Below are 17,328 nucleotides of genomic sequence, written 5' to 3'. Positions count from 1 at the left end.
TGTTGTTTAGAAAGTTAGGTTTACCGATAATGCATACGAACGTTGGTTTGGAAAAGAATTCCAATCAATCCCAACGCGCGTTGGATCGTATGAGAAACTGTTTACTTCTGGATCGAATCCACTATATTTTGTGAATAGCAGTAAGTTTTGACCTGATACTGAGATGTACGCGTTTTTGATGAATGCGTCTTTTTTGATTGGCACATTGTAGCCCAAAGCCACATTTGCTAAACGTAAAAAGCTTCCATCTTCTACAATTCGGTCGGTAAATGCGGTGTCGTCTACGAGGTCATAGCCCACTCTTGGGTAACTTCCGTTAGGATTGTCTACACTCCAAGCATTGTAATATGCTTCCGTGCGAACGTTGGTAAATAGATTGTCGGCATAGCCGCTTCTGAGGAGATTTCCGTTGGCAATATCATTTCCATACACACCGTTGAATAAGGCTGTTAACGAAAAGTTTTTGTATTCAATACTCGTCCCGAAACCATAAGTGAAATCTGGATTTGGATCTCCAATAATTGTTAAATCGTTTGCATCAATAATGCCATCGCCGTTTTGGTCAACTAAGTTTACATCGCCGAGTTGTGGTGCAATTCCGTTAAAACTTCCAGCATTGGCTAGTTCTTCATCTGTTGAGATAATTCCGTTTGTTGCATATCCGTAGAATAGTGCTGGTGCTTCTCCTTCAATGAAGATATTAGCTTCTGTTTTGAAGAAGTTTCCTCCTGAAATTTGCCTTCCTAAATAGGCACTGTATGTTTGTGTTCCAAAGGTAGACGGTGCAAATCCGATATCGCCTACTTCGTTGCGATTGATGGAGATGTTTCCATATACATTCCAACGGAAATCATCATTTTTAATCACATCCGCATTGATGCTAAATTCGATTCCTTTGTTGATTAAGTCACCTTGATTAGCGATGTAGTTTTCAAATCCGACTGAACCTGGCAAGGATACATTTAAGAGCAAGTCATAAATATTTTTGTAATAGACATCCACCGAACCTACGATACGATCTTCCATAAAGCCAAAGTCCAAACCAGCGTTGTATTGACTGGTGGTTTCCCAACTTAACCCTGTGTTTTTAAGGTTTTGTGGTACGATTGACGTTAATGATCCGCCTGAAGCGTCTGAGTATGGTGTTTGCGTTAGGTTGAATCGCGTTAAGGTACTAAAGTTTGGAATGGCTTGATTTCCTGTCATTCCCCAACCCAAGCGCAATTTCGCTTCTGAGATAAATTTGGATTTTCGCAAGAATTTTTCTTTGTTGATTTTCCACGCAAAAGCAAATGCTGGAAAGTAGCCCCACTTGTTGCCATCGGTAAATTTTGAGCTTCCGTCCGCTCTGAAGGTTCCTGTAAAGATGTATCTATTTTTATACGTGTAGTTGATTCTTCCTAAGTACGACAACAACGATTCTGGATTTTCATTGTAGAAAACAGGTTGCTGATTTTGTCCTGAAGAGATTCCGTCTGCGCGTAAATCTTGTAATGGAAAATTGGTTGCAGAGTTGGTTGTGTTCGTTGAAATTCGTTGATCAATAATAAAACCTAAGGTTCCATTAATTCGATGGTTTTTATTGAATTTGTGTTTAAATAATAAGGTATTATCAATATTGTATCGAAAGCGATCTAATGTACTGATTCCAGCTTCTCCATTGCTTTGATTCCCTCTGAACAATGCTGTTCCGTACCAAATTTGGCGTTTTTTATTGCGATAATCTACTCCAACCGTTGTTCGATAGGTGAAAGCATCTGAAATTTTATAATCCAATCGCAAGGAACCGAGCAATCGTAATTCTTTTGAAAGGTCGTCATAATCGCTAATCCAAGCTCTTGGTCCGTCAATGTTTTGATCGAACTGAAATCCTTCAAAATTATCTTCAAATTCTAAAATTGGTGCTGCTGAAATAATTTGACGAATGATATTGTTATTTGTTCCTCCTAAATTGTCCGTTCCTTTAGACGCTGAGTTTTTTGCAAAAGCAGCGGCTACTTTGGTAGAGAGTTTTAGTTTTTCGGATAATTGATAGGTAAGGTTTGCATTAAAATCTGCTCGTCTCACAAATGTTCGCGGCACTATTCCTTCATTATTTAAAAAACCTCCAGAAATGTAATAGGTATTGTTTTCGCCTCCACCTGCTGCAGAAATTCGATGATTTATTACCGTAGAAGCTTTGTATATATCATCACTCCAATCGACACCTTGTAAGCGCGCAATCGTTGCCGCATTGTCAATCATAAATTGTTCACTGTTTTGGAAGGTAGCTATACTTCCATCAGCATACGTGTAGTATCGCGGATTGAATCCTTGATTGGCACGAATATCATTTTGATATTGTACATATTCTGCCGTATTCAATACATCGATATTGTTGGTAATGGTTCCTACTCGCGTGCTCACGTTATAGGTAAATTCCGTTTTACCAGCTTTTCCTCTTTTTGTAGTGATTAATACTACTCCATTAGCTCCTCTGGAGCCATAAATTGCCGTTGCAGAAGCATCTTTTAAGATTTGAATGTCTTCAATATCTCTCGGATTGATTCCCGTAATTCCTCCTTGTGGTGCCAAGTAACTATTTCCTCCCGATAGTGGATCGGCGGTGTCTTCTGTGGCAGAATCGACAATAATTCCGTCAATAACATATAGAGGTTCGGTATTTCCTGTAAGACTGTTTAAACCACGTATTTTTATACTGATTGGCGCGCCAGGTTCAAAACCATTAGAACTTACTTGAACACCTGCGGCTCTACCTTGAATTAATTGTTCAACCGTTTGCGATTGTGCAACAATGTCTTCTTGCGGTTTTAGTGTTGAAACAGCTCCTGTTGCGTCTTTTTTGTTGACTTCTCCATACCCAATAATAATCACTTGCTCCAGCGCTTGTTCGTCTTTTTCAAGCGTTACATTTACGGTTTTTTGATTCGTAACTAAGACTTCTTTTGTTTTAAAGCCGATATAACTGAATAGCAATGTTGCAGGACTTTTTTGGATGGCAATTGTGTAGTTACCGTCAATATCTGCAATCGCTACTTTAGAAGTTTCTTTGACTACTATAGAAGCTCCAGGAAGTGGAAATCCTGTTTCATCAACAACTTTACCTGTGATTTCAGTTTGCGCCGATAACGTTATCGTAAAAAGGGAAACTAAAAAGCAGACAAACTTTAGGTGTTTCATAATTTTGATTCGTTTGTTTTGTGCTAAACTACTATTTTAATGTAATGAGAGGGTTTTAAAATACATCACAAAAGGTCTATTTATTGTCAAACCCTTTAAATATCAGCAATAAACAAGGGTGAATCTTATATATTTCTGAATTATGAAGTCTGTTTTTTGATGATTTTGGAATGGTTTTGCCACCGAAGAACTAACTTTTTAGCTGTTTTTGTAAGTTTATTTTAAACTCTCCAAGAAACCACTTGGTGTCATTTTGTAGAATTTTTTGAACGAGGTACTAAAGTATTTCGGATTGGAAAATCCAGAACTGTATGCCACTTCTTTAATCGTTTTATCACCTTTGATGAGTAATTCTTTTGCGTATTTGAGTTTGGTGTGAATGATGAAATCCTGCGGCGACAAATCGACTAAGTTTTTGAGTTTCATGTAGAGTGATGTTCTACTCATCCCAAAACTTGCCGAAAGATCGTGAACAGAAAAAGAGTCATTGTTTATATTTTCAATAATAGTTTGCTCTAGCTTCGTTAGAAATTCTTGATCACTTTTGTTTCTGAATACGGTAGCATTTTCTACATCGCTTTCATGCACGTATTTTTTATGCAGCTTTTTCTGAAATTTGAGTGTATTGATCATTTTGGCAAACAATATTTTCATATTGATGGGCTTTTCAATGTATTCTGAAATACCGCTTTCCAAACTTTCCAGTTTTTGAGTAGAATTCTGCAAAACTGTCATCATAAACACAGGAATATGATTGAGATTGATGTCTTTTTTGAGTTGTTGTGCCATTTGCATTCCGTCCATTTCAGGCATGATCAAATCTGTCAATATGATATCTGGAAATAGTTGATGCGCCGTTTCTAGTCCCGCTTTTCCATTACTAGCTTCAAACACTTGAAAATACATGCCTAGCGTATTTACCAAAAGCTTTCGGAGTTCGTCATTATCTTCTACGATGAGGATTTTGCTATCGCTAAATTCTTCTAGTTCTTCCTGTATTTCTAGCGTATTTGGTATGTCTTCAACTGCATCTTCTGTACTTGCTTTATGGTTGTGAAATTCTTTTACATAATCTGGCAACGTCACGGTAAATGTTGTTCCCTTATTTTCTTCACTCACAAAAGAAATAGTTCCTTTTGTTTTTTCTACCAAATTTTTAATCATAATGAGTCCCAATCCTGTTCCTGGACGTTGACTGTTGATGACATTTCGCGCACGATAATATCGATTGAGTATATATTTTTGTTGATCTTTCGGAATTCCAATTCCGTTGTCAATAACGTCTATTTTTAAGTGTTGATTGTTAGTATGCGCAAGTACTATTTTAATTTGACCATTATCGTGTGAATATTTAATGGCATTGGACAATAGATTGAGGACTATTTTTTCGAAAGCATCTGTATCAAAAAAGAAATTATCATGTACTAATTTTTCTGTATCAACCGTAATTTCAAGATTGCGTTCCGTTAATAATGGTTTAAAATCATTGATAATTTGTGTAATGTGTTTGCGGAGTTCAATTTTTTGAATGTCTTGTAACAGTGACTCTTGCGAAGTGACTTTGTGGAAATTCAGCATTTGCTCAAACAACGAATTGATGCGTTTTACGGTAGTCTTTATTTGATTTTTAGAGGCTTCTTGCGTGGTAGATTCATCCGTAACATTATCCAACGAAGAAATTAAAATCGTTAACGGTGTTTTAATTTCGTGTGTAATATTATTTAAGAAGTTGATTTGCTGGTCGGCATTGCGCTTTTTTACGAGTATGGAGATGTAATGATAAATGGTGTATGCAATGGCAATTCCTAACATAATGTAGAGCAGAATCGCCAAATTGCTTGCCCACCAAGCCGTACGAATGTGAATTTGTAAGGTGCGTTCTTGACCAAAATCACCATATTTTCCAGAAGCTTTTACGCGAAAGGTATAATTTCCAGCATTCAAATTGGTGTAAGTTGCAAAATCTGTAGCACTTGGCGTAGACCATTCTTCGTCAAAACCTTCCAACTTCCATGAATATTTGAGTTTGGACGACATTCCATGTGAAATTCCTGTAAAGCCAATTTCTATTGAGTTCTCATGACTTTTTAACGTGATTTTATCCGTAACATTGATATGCTTTTCAAGAATTGCTGAACCTGGCACTACCGCTTTGTTAAACAGTTTGAATTCGTCCAAAACCACTGTGGGACGATAGTTTTCTCCTTTTATTTTTGCTGGATTAAACAGTACAACGCCATCTACGCCTCCAAAAGCGAACAGGTTTTCAGTAAGTTTTGCAAAACTTCCATAGTTAAACTCAGTACTTGCCAAACCATCTTTTTTATCAAAAGTATTGATGATGGTATCTTTTTCAGAGATGTTAATTTGCGTCAAACCTTTGGTCGTACTTGCCCAAAATGTACTATCATTCATTACTAGAATACCTTGTACAATATCAGAAGGCATGCCTGAACTTACCGTAAGTTTTTGAATTTGATCATTTTTTGGATTGTAAAATAATATGCCTTCTCCATTAGTCGCTACGATGTACTTGTTATCTTCCGCAAATTGTACTGCATTGACCGTGGCAAATGCTAAGGTTTTTTCATTCGGTTTTAATGCTTCTATTAGTTTAAATTCTTTTAAAGCATCATTAATGACATATACACCATTTCTACCCGCAACAACAATATTGCCTTCTTTATCTGTCGTAATTGACTTTACATTGTTAATGGGATAATTGTCAATTTGTTCATTATTACGAAGCACTGCCAAGTATCCACCAATTCCACCAATCCAAATATTGTTATTGGCGTCTTTATAAATTGTATATACTTTTTTTAATAAGGCAGGATTGGTTTCAATTTTAGAAAAACGCTCGCTTTCCAGTGTGTTGCTGTGTACTTTGTAGAGTCCATTATTGTAGGTGCCAACCCACATATAGTCGCCATCTGCTTCTATCGCCAATACAATATCTTTTACGCCTTCTTTATTTTTAGAGAGTTTTTCAATATGTGTCCAAGTTTTGCTTTGTTGGTCATAAATACTGGTTCCTTTTTTAGTTCCAAACCACAATTTTCCATTGGCATCTTTTGCTATGGCGCGTGTAAAATTGACTAATAAGCTATTCTTTTTATTTAACTCGTGTGTAATGTTTTGAAACGGAAGTTGTTTTGAGTTAAAGTAATTTACGCCGCCACCGTACGAAGCAATCCATAAAATACCGTGTTTACCAAATTCCAAGTCGTAAATTCCATTGCTAGAAATTGAGGTAGGATTATCAGCGTCTTCTGTGTAATGATTTAGAATAGAAAAGTTTTGATTTACATAGTACAAACCATTTCCATCTGTTGCAATGTATATGTTTTCTTTGTCATCGAGAATAAAATCATTAATCGGACCTTTGAAGCTTTTGGAAAGTTGTACCGAATCAACATTGAAGGATTTTGTATGTACTGTAAAGATTGTTCCCGTTTTTGTTCCGACCATTAACTGATCTTTCAACAAAACAATGCTGCTGATATCTTGATTGTTGTCGCTAAGTTTAATTTTAGTGGCAGTTCCAAGTTTTTTATCAAAAGAAAATAATCCTTTACTTGTTCCGATGAAGATAACCTCATTTAATGCTAATAATGCTTGAATTGCATGACCTTCTAATGCATGTTCAAGTTGTCTGTTGCTATTGTTGGGCGTGTATTTCCACAATCCATTAAACCCTCCAATCCAAACGGTTTTGTTGGAATCTTCACAAAAAGCTTCTACCAAAGAAGGATTGATGCTTTTTTGATTGTCTATCAAACTGAATACATCTTGATTGGCATCATAAACACAAATTCCTTTTTCAGAGCCTGCCCAAATTCGCTGTTGTGAGTCGATAAAGATTTCTGTAATTCTATTGTTCAGCGACGTTGGCAATCCGTTATATGTATTGTAAAATTTGAATGTTTTACTGTTGTGTTTGGCGATGCCTTCTTCAGAAGCGATCCAAATATTCCCTATACTATCTTGTTTAATATCGTATACTATACTTTGCGAATATTCATCTTCGCCTGCCAATTGTGCAAAGGTAATTTCGTTTTGCGCGAATGATTTCCACACAAAAAGTACACAGATGTATAGGAATATGTTATAAGAAAACTTCAATTTATGAGTTGAATATGTATATTTGGTGCTAAATATAATTGTTTTTTAAATATCCCTTCAATATTTTCAAGAATATGAAATATAGCCTACAAACCATCGCTTTCTTTTTATGTATAGTTTGTGTTAGTTGCAAAGAAAAAACTAATTCCAACACTAATGCTGATAAAAGTAATTCTATTCTTAAAGAAAAACCTACCAATATGGAGGCGCCAGAAGGAATGGTTTGGGTTGCTGGAAAAACTTTTACGCAAGGAGCAAAAGATGCGGATCCTTTTGCTATGCCAAGAGAAAAGCCTGCACATAGCGTAACGGTAGACGGTTTTTTTATAGATATTCACGAAGTAACGAATAAAGAGTTCAAAAAATTTGTAGATGAAACTGGTTATATAACCGTTGCTGAACGACCTATTGATTGGGAAGTGATGAAGAAAGAATTGCCCGAAGGCACCCCAAAACCACACGATTCTATCCTACAACCTGGAAGCTTAATTTTTAATAAAGAGGTAAATGCTGTCGCCAATATGAACAACTATGCACAATGGTGGACATGGAAAGTGGGTGCCAATTGGAAGCAACCCGAAGGCAAAGGAAGTTCTATTGAAGGAAAAGATAACTATCCTGTGGTACACGTAGCGTATGAAGACGCATTAGCCTATTGCAAATGGGCAAACAGACGCTTACCAACCGAAGCCGAATGGGAAGCGGCAGCACAAGGAACGCAAACAGATGCCATATTTACTTGGGGAAATGACAATGCATTACTTAATCAAAAAGCGAATACTTGGCAAGGTACATTTCCGACTAAAAACTTATCATTAGATGGCTTTACCTATATAGCGCCTGTAGGTTCATTCGAACCAAATAGCATTGGAGTGTATGATATGCTAGGAAATGTGTGGGAATGGACTTCCGATGTATATAATATGAATTATTATAAAAGTTTAGACACTACAAAACCTGTTATAAATCCAAAAGGTGCTGAGAAATATTACAATCCGCAAAATCCGTATCAAGTAGAAATGATTATGAAAGGTGGTTCGTATTTGTGTCATGATTCGTATTGTGCCAGTTTCCGTATTTCTGCACGCATGTCTACTAGTAAAGATTCTGGCTCTGACCATTTAGGTTTTAGAACGGTTGCAACGCCAGCTATGCTTCTAACTAAATAGGCAAACATTTTTTTAATACAGTGCTCATAAAAAGCTTCATAAGAGTACCGTTTCAGAGTACCGAAAAGTATAAAAATCGACACTTTTTCGGACTCCTTATTTTGCAAATAACTGAAAATCAGGTATGAAAATTTTAACCACCTGCTGGTTGCTGGTTGCTGGTTGCTGGTTGCTGGTTGCTGATTGCTGATTGCTGATTAACTTGTTTACGCTATCTGTTATTTCAAAATTTAAACTCCTCAACTTATAAACATATAAACTTCGTATTGTCGATTGTCGTTTAAAGATACTTTTACATTTTACGGTTTTACATTTTAAATTTCGTTATTCGTTTTTTGTGAATTCGTTTATCTAGAATGCTGAGCTTGTCGAAGCATTGAATTTTTAAATTGAGCGAAGTGAATAAAAAAACACCTCATCCGTTTGTTTAGATAAGGTGTTTTTGTCACGCTCTTTTTGGTGGAATTTCCAACTCATATTACGCGTTTTTTACAGTGATGGCTACGGCTTTTCCTGGTGCGAATTCGTTGGTAACTTCTACTTTTTCTAATTGTTCCAATAAGTTTTGATCTTGTTTCCACTCGCCATTTTCATAAACCAATACTTCATAAATGGTTCCTTCTGTGGTCAATTTTACTTGCAATCCTTCAAAGTTTGCGTTGTATGCTTTTACGACACTTTCGTAGTTGGCTTTAAACCATAATTCCGCTTCTTTTGCTTTTTGGGCAATGTATGCTGGAGAAGATTCTCTTTTCTTTCTTGCTGCTTCCGCTTTTGCTAAGGCTTCTTTCAATTCCAATTCTGCTTTGGCAATACTGTCTGCTTTGCGTTGCGCTTCTGCCGCTTCCATCAATTTGATTTCATCTTGAATCTTCGCGTATGCAATGCAATCTTCCATCGCTTTTTCCTCAAATTGTGTTGTTGTTTGTACTGCTACCTTTTCTGTGTTTTGAAGCTCTTTTACGACTTCTACATTGTTTTCTTTCGTTTTTGTGTTGCAAGCTAAAAATGTAATTGCTGCTAATCCTAATACGGTGAATGTTGTACGTTTCATAATTGTTTGTTTTAATTGTTATACTTGATTTATACTTCAAATATCCAACGAAACACGCTCATAATTTGGGTAGCTTTAGTATTCGTTAGGAACTATCTAGAATTCGTTTGGTAATAGTAAAATTGTTTGTGTTTTTCAATGTTTTTCACACTTTCGTGTAGCTGATTCCGTTTACAATAACAGGCGAATATTCATGTTGGGCATCCTGTTTCATAATCGGTTGCATGACACATAAAACCGTCGTTTTCCCTTTGATGCATAACGTGTTGCCACGCACTTTGGTCAACCATCTAAATTTTTCTATCGGAATATTGAATGCTTGAATGGTACTGAGCAAATTTTCATCTTCTGAAATCCAATCGATGATTTCTTGTGTATTGCGAAAATTGGGAATGTCTGCGCTGTCTTCAAACTCAAATTCCCACTCCACAGGAATATTGAAACGATAGGTATACAAATCGCCAGGCAATTGTTCGGTTCTGGTTTTCAACACCGTTTCCCAAGCTACCTTCACATTTGGATACTTCGCTTGAAATTCCATTGCCAACGCTCTCGGACCTGGCGAATGAGCCGTTGGATAGTATCCGTAATAGGTTTTTGCCAAATAATGCGCAGCATACTTTCCTCCAAAAACATTGAAAAATTCAGAAGCGTATAACGGAATGTTTCTATCGTTTGTAAATGCTTTTTTCAAACATTGCAATAGCGCTCTATTGGCTCCCAAACCACAGGAATGAAAGACGATTTTTGTATCTTTTCGCAAGAATTTTTTGTCCAATGGCACAATTTCGTTCTGCTGTAAAGCATCTTCTAAAGTTGCTTTGGTGATTCGGTCACTTTCACTCGTTACTTTCAGCGACAAGCCGCGCCACGGATTGCTGTGACTTACAATATGAATATCTCCATATACATTCGCATCGTAATGCAACCGCAACCACACTAAGATTTCAGCCAAACTTTGCGCCGCTTCTACCACTTGAAAATGCTGATTGATAAAGTAGTTTTTCGCATTCGTATAATAACGATTATCGCCTTCGTCAAAACCTGCGATAAACACCAACGGTTGTCCTTTTTTCCTGTTTTGTAAAGTCGTGTCAGTTCCCGCGAAAGCGAGAACTGCACCACAAAAACACACTATAAAACATAGCTTCTTCATCTTATGCGTTTTTTAATGTAATAGTTACTTTTTGTCCAAAATGATACGCTTCGTTGACGTCTAACAAGTTGATGCGCTCTAACAATACTTCATTCAAAATCCAACTACCGTTGATGAGGATTTCTACTTTTACAATCGTGCCGTCTTTTGCTATTTCTACGCGAATTCCGTCATAGGTTTTTAAATACTTTTTGATAATTTTTGTATAGTTTTCACGAAACCAAACGGTTGCTTTTTCATTAAGATTTTTAGTATCTGCTTTCGCGATGGCAACACGCTTTTTTCGTTTTATAAAAGTTTTCCCTTTTACTGAAGCTGCTGCACCAACGGCACTATTGTTCACGTTTTTCGGCATTGGCAACGGTTGCTTTACTGTGATTTGCTTTCCGTTTTTGTTGACAACTTCATGATCAACTGCTACAAACGACGTGTATTGCGTCACCAAATTATACTGCAATCCCAACTTGATGACTTCTTGTTTGGTGTTGTCTCTAAAACGTCTTTTATAATCGTCCAAGCGTTCTATTTTTTTGCGCGCCCACAAGTATTTTAAAGCTTCGTTGTCTTTACTCAAAACACCATCCGAAATGTTGAATTCTTTTTGAAAAACACCATTTCCTGTGTGTCCCGTAATGGTCAGCCTTCCTTTGGCGTCTCCTTTGTATTTTCCAAAAACCAAAATCGGTCGCGATGCAAACACATCCGGAATGCTACTTGGCGTTACGTCATACGCGTTGAAACCGTCTGCTTTGATGCGAATTTGCGTCAATAAAGGCGATTTGATATAGTTTCTAAATTTTTCTGCGACAGCATCCGCTTCGTTCTTTTCGGTCGCAATGAACGACTCGCTATTGCTGACCTTTGCCATGCCTTCTATCAAATATCTATTCACGCCCGCACCAATTCCAAACGTAAATACATTGGCTTGTCCCAAGTTTGTTTCAATCATTTCAAAAGCTTCACGCTCTACACTCACGTAACCGTCTGTAATCACTATCATGGAGCGTGCGCTAGTTTCGTCCATTCGCGGCAACGCATACGCTTTTTTGAGTGCGTTTAACAAATTTGTGCCACCTCCACCACGAATATTGCTTAAAAAGTTGACGCCTTTTTGGATGTTTTCTGGAGTACATGGCAACGGTGTATTGGACAATGTGCTAGAACCGCCTGCAAAGAATAGAATGTTGTAATGATCAGTTTCTGGGAGATTTACCAATAGATTGCGCAATAATTTTTTTGAAACTTCCATCGGATATCCGTTCATGGAACCCGAAACGTCTACTACAAATAGGTATTCTTTTGCGGTAGTTTGCATGTTTACAGACGCTTTTGGCGGCTCCATCATGTAGGCGAAGAATTGTTCATCGTTTTCTTCATATAGTAATAATCCTGATTGAATTTCACGACCACGCATGCTGTAGCGTAAAATGAAATCGCGATTGGAAGGATTTTGATTTTTGCTTGTCAACGAAATTTCTGCTTTTCGTGTTATTGGATAGTGTACGTTGATGTCGTGCGTGTTGGAAGAAACATCTGCAATTGGAATTCCCGAATTGATTTGGACATTGATATCGTAGTCAAATGTATCTGCAATGCCTTTTTTTGTATATGGTTGATTGAAGTTTGTTTCTCCCGAAGTATTTTCGCCTGTATAACGCGGTCCGACCACACCTGGAAAGACAAATTCGTAGCTTCCAGCCAATGGCACTAGCATTTCAGTGTAATAAATATCTATTGTTACGAGGTCATTTTTCAAGATGTTTCCCACGTTCATTTGAAATACGTTTGGACGCTGTTGATCGAGTTTTGCGGCTCTTTTTCCTGCTTTAAGCGCTTTGTCATACACGCGTTGTGCTTCTTGTTTTTCAAAGATTTGTGCATTGATGGTACGATTGCCTATCGTCATTTGCATTTTGTGTACCGCAGCTTGTGTGGATAATGGAAATAGGTATTTTGCTTCAATTGGCGTGTTTCCTGTGTTTTGATAAGTTTGCGCAATATGTACATGTGCGATGTTTCCTGAAATTTTCACGTTCGCTTTGGTAGATTTTAATGGAATTACTGCATTTGGCGTAAGGATTTCTAGGTACGGACTTTCGGTTTTTTGTGCGAAGCTACTAATGGAAATTAGCAATAGTAAGAAGATACAAAAGTGTTTCATGATATTGGATTTTGATAGTTTTTGTGTGTTTGTGGTACCAAATATCCTTTGAAACTGCTGTAAAATTTAAGTTGTTTTAGTATTCGTTGTGAGCTATCTAGAATTCGTACTGCAACCTATTATTTCTCATGAAAGTGAAAAAAAGACATCACACTTCCCCTTTTCCACGTATTTTCACCTGATTTACAACACATTGCCATTCATTTTAACTGTTTTCATGTGTTTTTCAACTATATTTAATTGAAAGAAAACAAACCAACTTTAATTGATACACCATGAAACGTCTCCTTTTTTATTTTTTAATCGCTAGTATTGGATTGCAAACTTCCTGTAAAAAAGACAAAGAACCAATCGTCCTTTTTAAAACAACGTATAGTACTACAGAAGATTCACTTACGGTGATTGATGATGAAAATGCCTTACTGACGGTTTCTTTGGAAGACACAGATGCGTTTTCAAAATATACCTATACCATTAGTGACGAAGGAAAAACGCTTTACACCAATGATACGCTGCAACTTGCCAAAGAATTTGCTGTTGATATAAAAAAACTAGTCAAATTTAAAACGTTTTCCAACCAAGATGTGGACCTCAATGTAACGCTTTTGGGCGATGGAACCAGCAAAACAATTACACGCGATGTAGATTATATATATGACGCCACTTCGCCTATTCCGTATGTGGTGATTACTGTAAAAAATGGTGATTTTCCTGAAGACAGGACTCGCCTAGAAGCCGATTTTAAGTTTTATGACGTTCCGATGCCGAATGGTTGGTATAGCTTGTCTGGAGAACATCAATCAGCTTCTGGAACCATCCATGCGCGCGGTCAAGGAAGTATGGCATTTCCTAAAAAGAGTTTTTCATTAAATTTTGGAAAAGACAATCCACTGTCAATTATGGGCATGCCTGACAGTCATAAATGGGTAATGATTGCCAATTGGGTAGATACCTCGCAATTATGTAATAAAGTAGCGTATGACAGTTATGCGGAAATGGGGCATTACGGCGCACAAAGTAAACATGTACAAGTATTTTTAAATGGAGAATATTGGGGATTGTACACCTATGGTGAAAAAATTGAACGAGGAAAAAATCATGTAAATACGCCTAAAAAGAGTGATGGCGGATTTATCGTAAAAGAAGTTGACAATTCACCTGATTTTACAACCATTTCAGGAAGAACGTTTCAGTACGAATATCCTGATAGTGAAGATGCTACCGACAAACAAAAAGCGCATATTCAAGAAACGATTAATGCGTATGAAATTAAAGTAAAAAAAGGAGGAAACTGGGAAGCAAACGTCGCTGAAGAAGCGGAGATTGACTATTTTATCATGACCGATGTTTTTGCCAATCCTGATAGTTATTACAATGGAAAAAATGTGTTTTATTTCTTGAACCAAGAAAGCAAGCTAGAACCTGTAATTTGGGATTTTATTTGGGCATTTGGAACACCGTATTATGTGTGTTATGGCAACAATCCGTGGTGTTATATTTATTCGCCTGTAGGCGCGCAATATTGCAGAGCTGAAACGCCATGTTCTTCTTGGGTTGGTACTAGTATTTATAGTCCTGACAGCGAACTCATGTATGGAAATCCAAAATACAGAAATAAACTTGGATTCAACCGTTTTTTATTGATGGAAGAATATATGAAAACCGCTCAAAATGTCAATATGTTTAAAGACCGTTATTTTGAATGGAGAAACGGAACAAATGGCAAAAAGGCCGTTTTATCTGATGAAAACATTTTGGGAAGAACCGAAGAATTGATTCGAATTTTACGCTCTGGCGAAATTTATAAAAAAGACAGCCTACGTTGGTCTATAGATCCTGATTTTCAGAAAAAACGATTCTCTCCCGAAGACATTCGCAACAAAATTAAAGAGCGTTTAGAGTTTATGGATAATGCGGTAAAAGCGTTGAAAGTGCAATAATCACTACCACATACTACGATTTTAATGAAAGAAGCTGTATTTTTATAGTGTCTTCTAAAAAAAGCACTATGAGTATACATTATAAATCTGCGTCCGAATCGCGCGTGGCAATTTCAGAATTGATGTTGCCCTCCTATTCTAACTTTAACGGAAAAATTCACGGAGGTTATATTCTTTCATTGTTAGATCAAATTGCTTTTGCGTGCGCTTCTAAACATTCAAGAGCGTATTGCGTCACTGCTTCGGTAGATACGGTTGATTTCCTAAATCCGATTGAAGTGGGCGAATTGGTTACGATGAAAGCTTCTATCAATTACGTAGGACGTACTTCCATGGTTGTGGGTATTCGCGTTGAAGCGGAAAATATTCAAACTGGTGTCGTAAAACATTGTAATTCTTCCTATTTTACGATGGTGGCACGCGATGATGAAGGTAATGGTGTGGAAGTAGACGGCTTATTACTGGAAGACACTACTGCGATAAAACGCTTTTTAAAAGCTGTAAAACGTATTGAAACGAAACGCAAACGCAAAGAAGAATTTGACAGAGAAGATTTTGTTCCAAGCGACTACTTAGCTGATTTGGAAAAATATAAAGTGAAAGTTGGGTTTTAGGTGTTTGGTGTTTGGTTTTGGGTGTTGGGTGTTGGGTTTATATACTAATAAACTTCTAAACTCATAAACCTATAAACTAATAGAAATTACTTCTTTACAAAACGCTTGGTAATCGATTTTTTATCAGTGATGACTTTCACTAAATAAATACCTGATTTCCATGAAGAAATGTCAATTGCGTTGTGAATATTGGTTAATTTTCCTGTGTAGATTTTTCTTCCCAACAAATTATACACCTCTACGTCAGCATCTGTTTTTTGAGAAAGTCGAATGTTTAATTCGTTCACACCAGGATTAGGTGAAATGGTAAAAACCGTTTCCGTAGTTGAAGCAAACTCAGAAGTCGCAGTACTTTGGGCAACAGTTGCCGTACTGAAAGAAACTAGTAAAATAAGGAAAAGTAATGTTCGCTTCACTCGTTATAGATTTGGTGTATTCACAAATGTAATAATTATTTAGAAATATGACCTTTTTTTAACATTCATTCTCTAAAATTTAATATATCAGTAAAACTACGTGGTTCTATATTCGCGTGAAAATCTTCTATTTGTTCTTTTTTTTTAGCTGTTAATTTGTAAGTATCGTATTAATTCTCACAATGAAAAAACACAATGAATATAACTCCACAACTCCTCCAGCAAATCTATAGCTTATCGTTTTCCGTTAATTCTGCCTCTGGATTGTCTTGGTCTCAAACCGATTGTAAAAGTGGCATGATTGAAATGCAAAATTACGTCACCAAAGTCGCACATGACGTTCTTACAGAAACTACTACTATTATCGGGAATTGGAAAGCCATTTGGGGACCAATTGTGTACGCAAACAACGCAACTTCTCAGTCGGTTCACGCAGATAATACGATGGGAATGTATTATAACGAAACTGAAAATACCATTGTGATTGCTATTGCAGGCACCAATATCAATTCACCGTACGGTTGGTTGGCAGAAGATTTTTCGGTACATAAAAGTGTTTCTTGGGAATTAATTACAGGCGTTCCGAGTTCCGGAAATATTTCTACGGGAACGCATACTGGACTCAATATTTTACTAAACATGACCGACAAAGCAACCGATTCGTTACTCACTGCTTTGAAGAATTTTTTAAATACTCAAACTAGTTCTGAAAAGCTACAAATTGCGGTGGCTGGACACAGTTTGGGTGGAGCGCTCTCTCCTACACTTGCTATGTATTTAGTTGATACCAAAAGTGAATGGGATACCGCAAATAAAACAACTATTGGTGCATTTCCAACGGCAGGACCAACGCCTGGCGATGAAGGATTTGCTTCGTATTATGAAAAACAAATCAAAGCAAAAAATATATACTACTTGAGTCAGCTTAATGCCTTAGATATTGTGCCACATGCGTGGGAAAAGGGCAATTTGGCAAAAATCCCAACTATTTATGACCAATATATCAAACAACCAAATGACGCCAATCCTGCAGAAGTTTTAACAGGAACCTTAGCTACCGTTGCAGCGTTAAATGCCTTGTCTTCCAAAAATATAGCAGGCATTCCCGTGAATCGTTACAAGCAAATTTCACCCTCAAAAACCTTACAAGGCAAGTTTAATCACGATATTGACGACAAAATTTCCAAAAAATTAAAATACATCCGATTGGTATTGCCACTTGCGTTGGGAAAATATGCGGTATACTTGCGCAATTTGGTTCGATTTGCCGCTCAGGCAGGAACGCAGCATGTAACTGAATATTACAAGTTGCTGAATATTGAAGAATTTATGAACGCTTATAAAACGATTTTAGAAAACAATAAACCTACGACAGAAATCACGCCAGAACCGTACGAACAAGCGGTAAAATCGATTGCAAAAATTGATTTACAAAAAATTGATGAAGCTGCCATGCAGCTTGCGCAAGAAAATCACTAATTCTTTTTGAATGGTGATTTGCCAATCAGTTTAT

The 17,328-nt window shown here is 36.9% G+C and carries 10 protein-coding genes; 4 read left to right on the top strand and 6 right to left on the bottom strand.

Translation table 11 applies throughout. The annotated features are described in order from the left end of the window. Nucleotides 1-6: 6 nt before the first annotated feature. On the bottom strand, nucleotides 7-3,180 hold the full coding sequence (locus tag C8N46_RS08925) for a SusC/RagA family TonB-linked outer membrane protein (RefSeq protein WP_108114529.1): 3,174 nt from the start codon (nucleotides 3,178-3,180) through the stop codon (nucleotides 7-9). A gap of 216 nt (nucleotides 3,181-3,396) precedes the next feature. After that, nucleotides 3,397-7,260 (bottom strand): hybrid sensor histidine kinase/response regulator transcription factor, encoded by a 3,864-nt coding sequence (locus tag C8N46_RS08920; RefSeq protein ID WP_108114528.1) that lies wholly within the window; start codon nucleotides 7,258-7,260, stop codon nucleotides 3,397-3,399. A 245-nt stretch (nucleotides 7,261-7,505) separates the two neighbouring features. Between C8N46_RS08920 and C8N46_RS08915 the strand changes: the two genes are divergently transcribed. After that, nucleotides 7,506-8,474 (top strand): formylglycine-generating enzyme family protein, encoded by a 969-nt coding sequence (locus C8N46_RS08915; RefSeq protein WP_317046690.1) that lies wholly within the window; start codon nucleotides 7,506-7,508, stop codon nucleotides 8,472-8,474. A 478-nt stretch (nucleotides 8,475-8,952) separates the two neighbouring features. Here the strand turns inward: C8N46_RS08915 and C8N46_RS08910 are convergent, their stop codons facing one another. The 3 genes from C8N46_RS08910 to C8N46_RS08900 form a co-directional block, all read right to left on the bottom strand. Then, nucleotides 8,953-9,528 carry a hypothetical protein gene (locus C8N46_RS08910; RefSeq protein WP_108114526.1) on the bottom strand — a complete coding sequence of 192 codons (576 nt, stop codon included), beginning with the start codon at nucleotides 9,526-9,528 and terminating at the stop codon, nucleotides 8,953-8,955. A gap of 145 nt (nucleotides 9,529-9,673) precedes the next feature. Beyond that, nucleotides 9,674-10,684, bottom strand: coding sequence for a hypothetical protein (locus C8N46_RS08905; RefSeq protein ID WP_146169776.1), 1,011 nt, complete (start codon nucleotides 10,682-10,684; stop codon nucleotides 9,674-9,676). A gap of 1 nt (nucleotide 10,685) precedes the next feature. Beyond that, on the bottom strand, nucleotides 10,686-12,845 hold the full coding sequence (locus C8N46_RS08900; RefSeq protein ID WP_108114524.1) for a VIT and vWA domain-containing protein: 2,160 nt from the start codon (nucleotides 12,843-12,845) through the stop codon (nucleotides 10,686-10,688). Nucleotides 12,846-13,120: 275 nt separating this feature from the next. Between C8N46_RS08900 and C8N46_RS08895 the strand changes: the two genes are divergently transcribed. After that, on the top strand, nucleotides 13,121-14,785 hold the full coding sequence (locus C8N46_RS08895) for a CotH kinase family protein (protein WP_108114523.1): 1,665 nt from the start codon (nucleotides 13,121-13,123) through the stop codon (nucleotides 14,783-14,785). Between the two features lie 68 nt (nucleotides 14,786-14,853). Then, a complete protein-coding gene (locus C8N46_RS08890; RefSeq protein WP_108114522.1) occupies nucleotides 14,854-15,399 on the top strand; it encodes an acyl-CoA thioesterase in 546 nt (181 codons plus the stop codon). Nucleotides 15,400-15,485: 86 nt separating this feature from the next. Here the strand turns inward: C8N46_RS08890 and C8N46_RS08885 are convergent, their stop codons facing one another. Continuing rightward, a complete protein-coding gene (locus tag C8N46_RS08885; RefSeq protein WP_108114521.1) occupies nucleotides 15,486-15,815 on the bottom strand; it encodes a T9SS type A sorting domain-containing protein in 330 nt (109 codons plus the stop codon). A gap of 195 nt (nucleotides 15,816-16,010) precedes the next feature. Here C8N46_RS08885 and C8N46_RS08880 point away from each other — a divergent pair, with 195 nt between their 5' ends. Beyond that, nucleotides 16,011-17,294: a lipase family protein gene (locus C8N46_RS08880; RefSeq protein WP_108114520.1), complete on the top strand. Its 1,284-nt coding sequence runs from the start codon at nucleotides 16,011-16,013 to the stop codon at nucleotides 17,292-17,294. Nucleotides 17,295-17,328: the final 34 nt, after the last annotated feature.

It is taken from the genome of Kordia periserrulae (genome assembly GCF_003054265.1).
Taxonomy (GTDB): Bacteria; Bacteroidota; Bacteroidia; order Flavobacteriales; family Flavobacteriaceae; genus Kordia; species Kordia periserrulae.
This window is presented reverse-complemented; position numbering and strand designations above follow the sequence as displayed.

Bases quoted from the DNA above. Each gene is read 5' to 3' on its own strand.
- C8N46_RS08925 (WP_108114529.1), bottom strand. From the start codon at position 3,180: ATGAAACACCTAAAGTTTGTCTGCTTTTTAGTTTCCCTTTTTACGATA.
- C8N46_RS08915 (WP_317046690.1), top strand. From the start codon at position 7,506: ATGGAGGCGCCAGAAGGAATGGTTTGGGTTGCTGGAAAAACTTTTACG.
- C8N46_RS08910 (WP_108114526.1), bottom strand. From the start codon at position 9,528: ATGAAACGTACAACATTCACCGTATTAGGATTAGCAGCAATTACATTT.
- C8N46_RS08905 (WP_146169776.1), bottom strand. From the start codon at position 10,684: ATGAAGAAGCTATGTTTTATAGTGTGTTTTTGTGGTGCAGTTCTCGCT.
- C8N46_RS08900 (WP_108114524.1), bottom strand. From the start codon at position 12,845: ATGAAACACTTTTGTATCTTCTTACTATTGCTAATTTCCATTAGTAGC.
- C8N46_RS08895 (WP_108114523.1), top strand. From the start codon at position 13,121: ATGAAACGTCTCCTTTTTTATTTTTTAATCGCTAGTATTGGATTGCAA.
- C8N46_RS08890 (WP_108114522.1), top strand. From the start codon at position 14,854: ATGAGTATACATTATAAATCTGCGTCCGAATCGCGCGTGGCAATTTCA.
- C8N46_RS08880 (WP_108114520.1), top strand. From the start codon at position 16,011: ATGAATATAACTCCACAACTCCTCCAGCAAATCTATAGCTTATCGTTT.